Source organism: Neorhizobium alkalisoli (assembly GCF_002968635.1).
Classification (GTDB): domain Bacteria; phylum Pseudomonadota; class Alphaproteobacteria; order Rhizobiales; family Rhizobiaceae; genus Neorhizobium; species Neorhizobium alkalisoli.
The window spans coordinates 19,909-31,913 of the sequence record NZ_PVBN01000003.1 but is presented as its reverse complement, the minus strand read 5'-3'; the positions used below and the strand labels follow the sequence as shown (position 1 = coordinate 31,913).

Genomic DNA, 12,005 nt, shown 5'->3' with positions numbered 1-12,005 from the left:
TGCGCGCGGGCAGATACGCTGGCTGTCTTCGCTTGTGTTCGGCGGTCCGTTGCCCGTAGGATCGCATCCATGAACTTCAAGCAGCTCGAAATCTTCAAGACGATCATGGATACCGGCTCGACCATGGCGGCTGCGGCGCAGCTCGGTCTGTCGCAATCGGCCATCAGTCGTCAGCTCGCCTCATTGGAAGAAGAGATCGGCCGCGAACTCTTCCTGCGCGACAAGGGCCGGCTCGTCCCGCGTCCCGAGGCCCGCCTCCTGGTGAACGAGGTAGACGATGTGGCTCAGAGTGTCACTCGGCTCAGAACCAAGATCGGCGACGTCGTTTCCGGCGCCTTCGGCGAGGCGCTGGTGCGTGTCGCCTTTCCCCACAGCCTGTCGACCACCATGCTCCCGCCGATCGTAGCGCGTTTCAAGGCGGATCATCCGCGCGTGACGGTGGAAATCCTGAGCGGGCCCTACGATGCGATCGAGCGCATGGTCTACAACCGCACCGCCGATCTGGGCTTCGTCCGCCTGCCGGTCGAACAGCATTCTTTCGATGCGCGGCCGCTCTTTACCAGCGGCACGACCTGCGTGATGCCGGCCGGCCATCCGCTTGCGGCAAAAGAAGCGATCGACGTCAATGATCTTGCCCGAAACGACCTGATCCTGCTCGGCCGGCAACGGATCAACCGCAACGAATTGGAACACGAACTGCGCCGTATGGTGCCGACCTATCGCTGCAGCCTCGAAGTCCATTCAGTGGAAACCGCCTGCGCCTGCGCCGCCCAGGGGCTGGGCATCGCGATCGTACCATCTCTGATCGCCGATTTTTTCCGCAGTGACGCAGTCGCCATGCGGCCTTTCCTGCCGGACAAAATTTATGATTACGGGATCATCATCCTTCCGGGGACACCGCTGTCCTGGACCGCGGAGGCCTTCATCAACGCTATCAAATCCCGCGGCAACGGCAGCGCAACGACGTTAGGCTGACGGGAAGATCAGCCCCCGTTCACCAAACGACAACTCGCACATGTTTCCCGGAGTCCGCCGTGACGAGGCACGACTTGGGGCTCAACCCGCTCACGTGCGACGGGTGAGTTGCCAAAGAAAAAACGGGCCTCCGATCAGCGCGACCAGCAGGCCGACCGGCACCTGCCAGGGAAAGATGATCGTGCGACCGATCCAATCCGAGACCGCCATCACGATGCCGCCAACGAAGGCACCGACGAAAAGCTGCGGCAGGGGTCGATGATACCCCAGATAATCTGCCGCGCGTGGTGCAATAAGCCCCACGAAGCTTAGTGGTCCGACCAAGATGGTCGCCGCTGCGGCCGCGATACCGGCCGCAAGCCATATGCAAAGACGCGCGGCCTTGAACGGCAGGCCTAGCGATTGCGATGCCGGGATCCCAAGCGGCAGGATTTCCAGCCAGCGCGCCATCAGAGGGGAAAGACAAAGCAGCATGCAGGCCAGTGCGATCGCCGTTACCGCGTCCAGGGCCGAAGCCCGGTAGGTCGAGCCGGAAAGCCATGCGAGGAGGAAATCAATTCGCGGATCACCGCTTGCAAGCACGAGGGCGGCAAGCCCTGTTCCCATGGCCGTCAGCGACACGCCCACAAGAAGGATATGATCTGGTGCCGAGCGGATCCGCTCCGCCATTACCATGACGACAGAAAGGGTCAGCAGTGCGCCGACCGTCGCGGCAACCATCATGCCGCTGCGGGTAAGGTCAATGCCGGCCAGAAAAAGCAGGATGACGCCCACCGAGGCACCGGACGATATCCCGAGAACTTCCGGCGATGCCATCGGATTACCGGTCGTACGCTGCAGGAGCGTACCGGACACCGCAAGGATTGCGCCGGCCGAAAGCGCGACAAGGACACGCGGAAGCCGAAGGGGCATGAAGGTGGCAAGTTCTCCCACCGATGCCCAATGCCATCCGCCGGTACCGCGGGCAAGGAAAAGGCTGAGCACGATGGTCGCAGCGATGGAGAGGACGGCCGCATGCGGCATCCACCATCGGATGACGTGCCGTGCTGAATTCCCGTCAACAGCGCTCTGCCCCGGCATGACTGTCCGTATGCGGGGCAGAAGGAAAAGCAAGATCGGCGCGCCGACCAATGCCGTCACGGTGCCGGCCGGCACCTCTTCCGGCAAGGGCAGAATCTGCACAATCTGGTCGGTCAGCCAGAGTAGCAGCGCACCGGCGACAGGCGCGAGCGCCAGCCTTTGGCTGAAGGTGCGGGCACCGAGCATACGCGCGATATGCGGCGCAGAAAGGCCGATGAAGCCGATCACGCCGACAGCAGCGACGACGATTGCAGCCAGCCAGACGGCGACACCGAGCCCGGCCAGGCGCAGCACGATCGGGGAAGAACCCAGGCTGCGGGTATTGTCATCATCGAGTTCCAAAAGTCGCATCGGCCTGATGAGTAGAGAGGCCAAGGCAAAGCCAATCGCCAGCCTGATCGCAAGATCACCTGCAACCACAGTACCGTTCTGGACCAGCGAACCGGTCTGCCATATGAACAGTTCCGTCATGTAGTCCCGGTTGAGGATCACCAAAAGGGCACTGGCAGATCCGCATACGAGGCTGACGACGAGGCCTGCAAGCACGAGCGAGACCGGCGACAGATGCCGCCTCCAGGAAAGCGCAATCACCGCCGCAGTCGCCAGGACAGCCCCGCCGATCGCGACAAGCTCGCGGCCGAAGCCAAACAGAAGAGGAGCGGTGAGCGAGGCAATGCCGAGTGCGAGGTTAGCTCCGGCGGCCGTGCCGATCGTCGCTGGTTCGGCAAGCGGGTTGCGGAGTGCCTGCTGGAGGATCGTCCCGGCAAGCCCGAGCGCCGCCCCAGCAAGAATGCTCACGGCGATCCGGGGAATTGCCGAATGATGAAAAAGCAATTGGCTGACATCCGACATGTCCGGTGTGACAAGAGCCTGCCACCAGAGCTCCACGGGCAGCACTGAATGAAGGCCTCTTGCGGTCAACCCCGCGCAGACAAACCCCAATAGGAGGGCGGCGAAGACGGCACGCATCACGCAGATACCAGATTGTTCGCCATCGAAGTGGCAAACCGGGCGGCGACATCCAGGCCGCCGAAGGGCCAGAGGGTTGGAAGCGTGGTGATCGGATGAGCGCGCACTGCAGGCAGGTTCTGCCAGAGCGTGCTTTGCCGCATCATCCGGTGCGCATGCGGCATGATCGGTTCGAGACAGACGAGTCGCGCGTCTCCGATGGTCGCGAGTTGCTCGACGCCCACCGTCGATATGCCCCAGTCGCTGGTCTCGCCTGTCCAGGCATTGGTGATTTCGAGCCGGGTCAGGACATCCTGCAGCAGGCTGCCGGCGCCGTAGATACGCAGGTGCCGGTCGTCGAAGAAGGTAAAGAGACAGACCGGGCCGGACCGGCGATCCAGGAGCTTCGTCCGGGACTGCTCGATCATCCGTTCGGCGTCGACAAGCAGCGTTTCCGCCTCTCGGCGTCGCCCCAGGCGATCGCCAAGCCTGCGCGTCTCGGTCTTTGCCTGGATATAGGGGGACGCACCACTCGCATAGAGCGGCAGATCATAGGTCGGCGCAAAGCGATCGAATTCCCTCGGTTCCAGTCCATAGCCGTAAGTTGCGATTATAAGATCGGGGTCGAGTTCCTCCAAAAGTTCGAGGCTCGGTTCACCGCGCGAGCCAAGATCCAGCGTCTCAGGCGGCAGCTTTGGCTGATCGACCCATTGCGAATAACCCTTGAGGTCACCGACTGCGATTGGCGTGAGGCCAAGCGACATCACCATCCCGGCGGCGGTCCATTCAAGGCAGACGACACGCTTTGGCGGAGACGAGGACGCTGCAGACGTTCCCGAAAGAGCAAAGGCGCACGCTCCGCCAAGGAACGTTCGCCTGCCTAGTCCTTTCGTGACAGGCTCCACGCGCCTGCCTTACCAGGTGACCCGCACGGATGCCGTAATCCGTCGGCCCTCGCCATAGAAGCACCCGAAACTCGCATCAAAGCAGGAGGCGACATAGTCCTTGTCGAAGATATTGCTGACGTTGAGAGAGAAGGTCGTATTGTCCTTCTTATAACTCAGCGCCGCATCCGCCAGCACATAGTCGGGAACCTTGAAGGTGTTGGCGTTGCTGCCCCAGGTTTTGCCGACATAGCGCACGCCGCCACCCAGCGTGAGGCCCTCGAGCAGGCCATCCTGCAGCGTATAGTCGGCCCAAAGTGAGGCGCGATGTTTGGCGACGCCGAATGGTGTGTTGCCGAGATCGCTTTCGCCACTGCTGGTATCGGTCTCTTTTGTTATCTCCGTATCGAGATAGGTATAGGCTAGGCGAAGGTTTATGCCTGAGTCGAGGCTTGCCACGCCTTCGACTTCGATCCCACGTGAGGTGATCTCACCAGTCTGTCCCTCGACGGCACCACCTGGGCCTGTATAGCTTTCCACATTCTGACGAACCAGATCGAAGGCAGAGACGGTAACGAAGGAATTGGAGCCGGGCGGCTGATATTTGACGCCGATCTCGTATTGACGACCAGTCTCGGGTTCGAACCCTGCCCTGGTGATCGGGATGAAGGACTCAGTGTAGCTCAGATACGGCGCGAAGCCATTGTCGGCGAGATAGACGAGACCGGCACGGCCGGTGAAGGCTTCATCGCTCATGTTAACGTTGTTGGCCGAATCGACGGAATCGCGGGCACTTCCCCACGCCCAGTCGTAACGACCGCCCAAAGTCAGCGCCCATTTGTCGAGCTTGATCTGGTCCTGGCCGTAGATGCCGAGCTGGCTCTGTGTAGTGTCGGTGTCCCTGTAGGGCGTCATCGGGCCTACGGGGCTGCCATAGACCGGATCGAAGATATCGAGTGGATCGACCTCCCCGCTCGAAGCATAGTCCCGATAAAAATGCCGTTTGTAGTCGAGGCCCGCAAGAAGCGTGTGTGATAGTTGCCCGGTATCGAACTCGCCGATGATCTGCGTGTCGATCGTACCGCCGTTCAGTTCGGTTCCACCGGCGTCGGCGTAGCGGTCGTATGTGCGGCCGTCCGCCTGCAAGCCGCCACCGAAAACGCCTTTTTCCTCATGGTCCAACCAGACGTAACGGGCATTCTGGCGGATCTGCCAGGTATCGTTGAAGCGATGCTCGAATTCGTAGCCGATCGAGCCCAGGGTATTGTTGTATTCGTCGAAGGCCGGCTCGCCCACGAAACGGCTATTGGGAATTTCCCCATAGGGGCTATCGAAGACCGTTCCAGATGCGGGAAGATATTGCATGGCCCAGCCGGAGCGGTCGCGCTGGTATTGTCCGAGGATCGTCAGCTTGGTGTCTTCATCCGGCTTGAAGGTGACGGCAGGCGCGAGGAAAATGCGATCCTCGTCGACGAAATCGATCTGCGTCGAGCTGTCCCTCACCACGCCGGTCATTCGGTAGAGCACCGTGTCGTCGTCGGAGACAGGCCCGCTGAAATCGAACCGTCCCTCGTAGTGATCAAAACTTCCGCCGAGCAGCTCGACTTCGCGCAGCACATCTTCGGTCGGGCGCTTGCTCACATAGTTGATGAGGCCGCCTGGCGTCGCCTGGCCGTAAAGGACGGAGGCCGGGCCGCGCAGCACTTCGTAACGCTCGGCCCCGTAAGGCTCGATGGCGTTGAACATGGTGAAGTTGGAGTCCTTGAGCTGCAGACCGTCCCGGTAGAAGATGCCGCTACTGCCCGTTCCCATACCGCGGAGCTGGACACCGAGACCGCGATTGTCCGTGCCATAAACGTCGCCGGTCGCGCCCGGCGTGTAGCGGAGCGCGCTGTTCAAGCTGTTGACGCCTTGCACGTCCATCTGATCCCGGGTGACGACGGAGATCGATTGTGGCGTTTCAATCAACGGCGTATCGGTCTTGGTGCCCGTGGCACTTCGATTGGCGACGAAACCTTCAACAGGCCCCCAAGCGCTTTCAGCACCCAGCACGATCGGCTTCAGTTCCGTGGCTGAACCCGTCGATCCGGTCGTTCCAGTCTGGCTGGGCACGCTCAGGACCACGGTACCGGCGCCGCGGAATTGCCAGGAAAGGCCGGTGCCGGCAAGAAGCTGGCCTAGCGCTCCCTCTGCCGAAGCCGAGCCGCGCACCCCTTGCGTCAGAGCACCTGCCGGCAGGGCGCCGTCGAAAACGACATCGATGCCTGTGATCGAGGAAAAGCGCACCAGAGCCGAAGAAAGAGGCTGCGCCGGGATCGAGAACGTGTAGGAAGCGGCATGAGCCGCTGCCTGGGCCATCACAGGGGCGGCTTGCAGGAGCGTCGCGACGCAGACGGTCGCGAGAAGAGACTTGCGGAAGGAGCCCGCCACGATGGCCGGCAACCGGCTACTGATATTGATACGCGACACGAAAATCCCCCTTCGGCAACGCGACATTTCTGCGCGAACGAGCGCGCCATAATCAAAAGGACGAGCGGCCGGTCCGAAAACCTGAGTAATTTTTGAAATTTTTATTTTGGGTAAATCAGTGTCAGCCAAGGTGACAGGTTGCGGACGGTAATCGGCAGGCCGAGTGCCAGCGTATCCAGAATGGTGCCCGAGCGCTTGACGTCGACGATGATGGTCACCGGCCGCCGAGCCAGTTCGTCGTCCATGATGACGATCTTGCCGGTTCTCCAGCGGGAGAGCGACGAGACGACGTTTGCAAGCGGGGTGGACAGGAAGACGAGTTTACCGTTGCGCCAGGAAAGCTGTTGTTCGACATCCGTCTTGACCGGAACGGAGAGCCTGCCGTTCCGATAGATGACGGTATCCCCCTCGACTAGCCTTTGCGACGTGCCTCCGGTCGAGACGCTGACCGCATGTTTGGCGACAGTGACCTCAATCCCGTCATTCAGAAACCCAACCGAGTAGGCTGTACCGAGTGCCGTTGCGTTCAAATCAGCGGCCTCCACCGTGAACGGCCGTCGCGAATCCGGCGCCACGTCAAAAAATACCTCACCCCGTTCGATCACCACGCGTCTGCGCCCAGGCGCGAAGTCAATGGAGAACGCCGTGCGGGTCGAGAGCTGAGCCGTGGAGCCATCCGGCAGCGTCACCGTCGCAGTTTCCCCGGTGCCGGTGCGGTAGTCCGCCGAGGATCCGAACAGTCGCGTGCCGGCATAACCGGCAGCAAGCAGCACAATGGCAGCGCCACCGGTCTTGAGGGCCGTCCGCCGCGACGGATTGGCTTCTGCCATGCGGTCCCGCACCATGCCGGCGCCGGACCAGAGCTGTTCCAGTTCGGCATAGGCCCGGGCGTTGCGGTCGTCGGTCAGCAGCCAGTCACGAAACCGCTGGCGGTCGGAAGGCTTTTCTCGCCCGTCGAGCAACAGCGCAAACCATTCCGCGGCCTCGCGCGAAATCTGATCGTCCGTTCGCTGATGACAGTCAGCCGGTTCTTCCATGCGGCGCATTCCTTCCCCATCAACCAGGACGAATGGGACGGGCAAAAATCTGGGTTGCGGAAATAGTGCCTACATCCCGGCTTTCAGGCGCTGCAGCGCCGTCACCATATGGCTGAAGACGGTTTTGGGGGAAATGCCGAGACGAGCCCCGATCTCGACATAGGTGAGACCTTCCAGCCTTGAGAGCAGAAACACCTGCCGGCATTTCGGCGGCAGCGCGTCGACGATCTCCTGCAGCCGGCGCAGTTCGTCGCGGGAAAGCATGATGTCCTCCGCCGAGGGCCTGTTGTCCGCGACGTGCTCAAGGTGCTCGATACCTGCAACAAACGGAGATATCCGTCGGCGCCGCTCATGATCGGCTGCGAGGTTGCGCCCCGTCGTGACGAAATAGCCAGCGAGGTCGGAAACGCCGCGCAGCAAGGTGCGGCGCTCCCAGAGCTTGAGAAACGTATCCTGCGTCAAATCGGCGGCCGTTGCGCTACAGGCCACACGCCGCTGAATGACAGCGGTGAGCCGATCCCTGATCGACAGAAAAATAACCAGGAAGTCGTTTCTGCGGATATCGTCCATGTGAGCGAACTATATCGAAGCCTCCCCCGCGGGCAAGATACCGCTAACAATTCTTGATAAGTTTTGACATGTTTTTGAGGACCGTGGCAAATTGCCGAAAAGCTCAGCAATTCCCGCCACCCGATAGCCCTTGGGTACCCGTAGCGACTGATCGCTGCTGGCTTCTTCCCGATTTCGCGCCTGAGGCGACAAATCATTCTACAGGATAGGTGATCTTTGCCATTATCTTGTTTGTCCAGGGAATTAATAGACTTTAGCGTCTAGCCCACAATGAACCTGCAAGAGGGAGACATTCGTGGTCAATTCCATTTTCGGCACCTCGGGCCGGGGCTGAATCGTTCAGAAAGGACAAGCCGATGACCATCCACGCCCAGCGGGTCGAAACGGCAACGTCGTTGCCGACCCTTGATCTCTCGCGTTTTTATGCCTCCCCTCAGGAGCGGACCGCGTTTGTCGCCGAACTGCGGAAGGTGCTCCATGACCACGGCTTCTTCTATCTCAAAGGCCATGGCGTCGATTCCAGGTTGATCGAAGACGTGGTCTCGACCACCAAACGTTTCTTCGCCCTGCCGCTTGAAGAAAAGCTCAAGATCGAGATGGTGAAGTCACCGCATTTTCGCGGCTACAATCGAGCCGGCCAGGAGCGCACGCGCGGCGAACAGGACTGGCGGGAACAGCTCGATATCAATACTGAAGGCGTGGCCGTCGAAATCGGCCACGATACACCACCCTGGAAGCGCCTTTTTGGGCCCAACCAGTGGCCGGATGCTCTTCCGGAGCTGAAGCCACTGCTGCTGGCCTACCAGGCAGAGGTGACGCGCGTCGGGATTGACATCCTCAAGGCAATCGCCGCGGCGCTCGGCCAGCCGGAAAATGTCTTTGCCGGGATCTACGAGCCACAACCCTCCCAACTGCTGAAAATCATCCGTTATCCCGGGCGAGACGTCGCCGAGACGGATCAAGGGGTCGGCGCCCACAAGGACGGTGGTTTTGTGACTGTTCTTTTGCAGGACACAACCCCGGGTCTTCGTGTGCGGACCGAGGAGGGGTTCTGGATCGAGGCGCCGCCGGTGCCGGGCACCTTCATAATCAACACAGGCGAACTGCTCGAGCTTGCCACAAACGGCTTCGTGCGCGCCGACGTTCATGACGTCGTTGCACCCCCTGCTGGTGTCGAGCGGTTCTCGGTCGCCTTCTTCCTCGGCTCGCGCTACGATGCGACGATCCCCGTCATCGAGCTTCCGGAAGAGCTGAAGCGATCGGAACGGGGTATTTCCGTTGACCCCCTGAACCCGATCTTTCGAGAGGTCGGTCAGAACCATCTGAAAAGTCGGCTGCGTTCCCATCCCGACGTCGCCCGCGCTCACCACGCCGACCTCCTGCCGCCCGAGCAACCTGTAGAGCGGGCCAATTGATCTGCCGCGAACGGAGCGGCTGATACCGCTTCTCCTTCCTCACCATCTGGAGAACTGAAATGGATTTGGCAGTTGCATTGTCGGCGGGGTCTTCCCCGGTATTGCAGATCCCGACCTCAAACGACCTCAAAGCAGTGATGAGACATGTCGCTGGAACGGTGTCGATTATCACTGCGGGAGACGAGAGTGACCGGACGGGTGCTACGGTCACGTCCGCAACCGCGTTGTCGGTCGAGCCCCCGACGATGATCGCCAACATCAACCGATCCTCCTCGACCTGGCCGGCAATCGCGCGACACCGCCACTTCTGCGTCAACATCCTCAGCGACAGTCAACAGGCGATCGCCGAGCGTTTTTCCGGCAAGGACGGCATCAAGGGGAAGAAGCGTTATGAAGGGGCCGACTGGACGGTACTTTCGACGGGCGCGGCCGTCCTCGTCGATGCTCTGGCCGCGTTGGATTGCGAGGTCGAGGAGATCATCGAGCGCCATAGCCACGCCATCATCCTCGGACGTATCGTCGGAGTTTCGGTCGGAGGCGGATCACCCTTGATCTACAGTCACGGCCAGTACCGTTCCATCGGTTGAGGTCAACGAGCATCTTGCGGCGCCTGTTGCGAGGTAAAATTGGTTGCGTTGAGGCAATCATTTAAAGCTTTATTTCTTCCCGACACGTGCTGGAAATGGCTGAATGACAGTCTTGTCTGGGAGGTGAACCATGAGCAGGGTTGTCCGTTTGGCAGGAAAGATAAGAGCAGTGTCTCCCTATCTTGCAACCGAGGATCAGGCGATTGAAGCAGCGAAGGCGCTGGCGCTGCAGATCGCGCAAGGTTCCAGTTTTCGAGACCGCGAACGCATCCTGCCGCATCACGAGATGGAGCTCGTCGCCCAGTCCGGTCTGCTGGGTGTCAGCGTTCCCGCGGACTATGGCGGCGCCGACATATCCAATCCGTTTCTGGCCGAGGTCATCGCCATCCTGTCGGAAGCGGATAGCTCGGTCGGGCAGATCCCTCAGAACCATTTTTACATTCTGGAAGCGCTGAGATTGGCCGGCACCGAGGAGCAGAAGAGATATTTCTTCACACGGGCGCTTGCGGGGGAGCATTTTGCAAACGCCTTGGCGGAAGCGGGCACCAAAGCGGCCGGAGATATGGAGACCCGCCTTGTCCCCGACGGGCCAGGTTATCGCATCACAGGACGCAAATATTATTCAACCGGCGCGCTTTTCGCCGACTGGATCGCAATCTTCGGACTGGATCAGCATAACAAGCTTGTCATGGCTATCGTGCCGCGCGAAACGGCAGGATTGGAGATTATCGACGATTGGTCCGGCTTCGGCCAACGGACCACAGCGAGCGGAACGGTCATCATCGACAATATCTATGTCGCGGCGGATGCCGTCGTCGGTCACTACAGGAGTTTCGAACAGCCGGGGCCGCTCGGTTCCCTGGGACAGCTCCTGCATGCGGCGGTCGATCTCGGGATCGCCCGCGCTGCCTTTGCCGATATGATTGACTTCGTACGCCTCAAGTCGCGCGGCAATCGCAACCTCGGTATTGAATCGGCGAGTGCTGATCCATTGACCATTGCCCGTGCGGGGGCGCTTGCCGTGAAGTTGGAGGCAGCGAGCGCCGTCCTCGAGCGGGCCGGACGCAAGGTGGATATCGCCCAGATCAGTCCCTCAGCCGAAACGGCAACCGAAGCATCTCTTGCAGTGGCGGCAGCTAAGGTCCTGAGCACCGAAGCCGCACTCGATGCGTCTAATGCGCTCTTCGAGCTTGCGGGAACCTCCTCGACTAACGAAGAGCTTAACCTCGACCGTCACTGGCGAAATGCCCGCACCCACACCATTCATGATCCGGTCCGCTGGAAACATCACGCGATCGGCGATTTCCATCTGAATGGCAGGCTGCCGCCGCCGAACGGCCAGTTCTAGTTCTTTTCGCCGCTGGCCTTCCGGTCGTCGAGAAGACCGCTGGAGCGTTTGAGCACCATCTGCTCGAGCGTCATGCCGTCAAGCACGGCTGCGATGGCGTCACGCACTTCGGTCATCGAATGGCGGATCTGGCAATCTTCCGGATAATCGCAATCGTCACACGCTTCGAAGGCTGTCTTGCTGGCGCAGCGGATCGGGGCCAGCGGCCCATCGAGGATCCGCACCGCCTGTCCGACAAAGATCTGGGAGGCCGGCTTGGAAAGCGCATATCCACCGCCTGGTCCTTTTTTGGAGCGCAACAGGCCGCCCTTGCGCAGCTCCAGCAGGATGGCATCCAGAAACTTCTTGGATATATTGTTCTGTTCGGCGATCTCGCTGACGAAAGCGGTCCGCCCCGGCTCAAGCTGGGCGAGATGAACCATTGCCTTGAGGCCGTATTTTCCCTTTTTGGTGAGCATGGACGACAAAATTCCGCAATGACTGGCAGGGTATTTTATACCGATCTTGTAGGCTGATACAGGACAAACCGCATGGATTCAATGCGGCACCCCGGTGTTGAACACGAATCTCCCAGCATCCTGGGCCGGAGCCCAAGCCGCAGATCCGTGGCAGGGCGCTCAATCAGGCGAACTGAGGGACGAGGATGATCGCGCCGCCTCGCCCGCGGCCAAAGAGCCGGCCTCGAGACGAAC

At 60.6% G+C, this 12,005-nt stretch carries 10 protein-coding genes; 4 read left to right on the top strand and 6 right to left on the bottom strand.

All coding sequences use genetic code 11. The features are described 5' to 3' along the window. Positions 1-69: 69 nt before the first annotated feature. Positions 70-975, top strand: a complete 906-nt coding sequence (locus tag C5L13_RS07615) for a LysR family transcriptional regulator (RefSeq protein WP_105382686.1) — start codon at positions 70-72, stop codon at positions 973-975. 90 nt (positions 976-1,065) lie between these two features. Here the strand turns inward: C5L13_RS07615 and fhuB are convergent, their stop codons facing one another. From fhuB to C5L13_RS07590, 5 genes are all read right to left on the bottom strand, one after another. Continuing rightward, complete coding sequence (fhuB, locus tag C5L13_RS07610; protein ID WP_105382685.1) at positions 1,066-3,024, bottom strand: Fe(3+)-hydroxamate ABC transporter permease FhuB; 1,959 nt, start codon at positions 3,022-3,024, stop codon at positions 1,066-1,068. Continuing rightward, on the bottom strand, positions 3,024-3,908 hold the full coding sequence (locus C5L13_RS07605) for an ABC transporter substrate-binding protein (protein ID WP_280952605.1): 885 nt from the start codon (positions 3,906-3,908) through the stop codon (positions 3,024-3,026). Before C5L13_RS07605 ends, fhuB begins: the two co-directional genes overlap by 1 nt. Before the next feature lie 9 nt (positions 3,909-3,917). Continuing rightward, a complete protein-coding gene (locus tag C5L13_RS07600) occupies positions 3,918-6,356 on the bottom strand; it encodes a TonB-dependent siderophore receptor (RefSeq protein ID WP_245571169.1) in 2,439 nt (812 codons plus the stop codon). Positions 6,357-6,457: 101 nt separating this feature from the next. Beyond that, positions 6,458-7,393, bottom strand: coding sequence for a FecR family protein (locus tag C5L13_RS07595; RefSeq protein ID WP_105383108.1), 936 nt, complete (start codon positions 7,391-7,393; stop codon positions 6,458-6,460). 69 nt (positions 7,394-7,462) lie between these two features. Next, positions 7,463-7,963 carry an RNA polymerase sigma factor gene (locus C5L13_RS07590; protein ID WP_105382683.1) on the bottom strand — a complete coding sequence of 167 codons (501 nt, stop codon included), beginning with the start codon at positions 7,961-7,963 and terminating at the stop codon, positions 7,463-7,465. Between the two features lie 356 nt (positions 7,964-8,319). On the opposite strand from C5L13_RS07590, the gene C5L13_RS07585 reads away from it, so the two are divergent. The 3 genes from C5L13_RS07585 to C5L13_RS07575 all read left to right on the top strand — a co-directional run bounded on the left by C5L13_RS07585 (position 8,320) and on the right by C5L13_RS07575 (position 11,313). Then, on the top strand, positions 8,320-9,378 hold the full coding sequence (locus C5L13_RS07585; protein ID WP_105382682.1) for an isopenicillin N synthase family dioxygenase: 1,059 nt from the start codon (positions 8,320-8,322) through the stop codon (positions 9,376-9,378). 59 nt (positions 9,379-9,437) lie between these two features. Further along, positions 9,438-9,965 carry a flavin reductase family protein gene (locus C5L13_RS07580; protein ID WP_105382681.1) on the top strand — a complete coding sequence of 176 codons (528 nt, stop codon included), beginning with the start codon at positions 9,438-9,440 and terminating at the stop codon, positions 9,963-9,965. A 130-nt stretch (positions 9,966-10,095) separates the two neighbouring features. After that, the gene (locus tag C5L13_RS07575; RefSeq protein ID WP_105382680.1) at positions 10,096-11,313 is read left to right on the top strand and encodes an SfnB family sulfur acquisition oxidoreductase; all 1,218 of its coding nucleotides are present in this window, start codon (positions 10,096-10,098) and stop codon (positions 11,311-11,313) included. Here C5L13_RS07575 and C5L13_RS07570 read toward each other — a convergent pair. After that, positions 11,310-11,771 carry an RrF2 family transcriptional regulator gene (locus C5L13_RS07570; RefSeq protein ID WP_105382679.1) on the bottom strand — a complete coding sequence of 154 codons (462 nt, stop codon included), beginning with the start codon at positions 11,769-11,771 and terminating at the stop codon, positions 11,310-11,312. The genes C5L13_RS07575 and C5L13_RS07570 overlap by 4 nt on opposite strands. Positions 11,772-12,005: the final 234 nt, after the last annotated feature.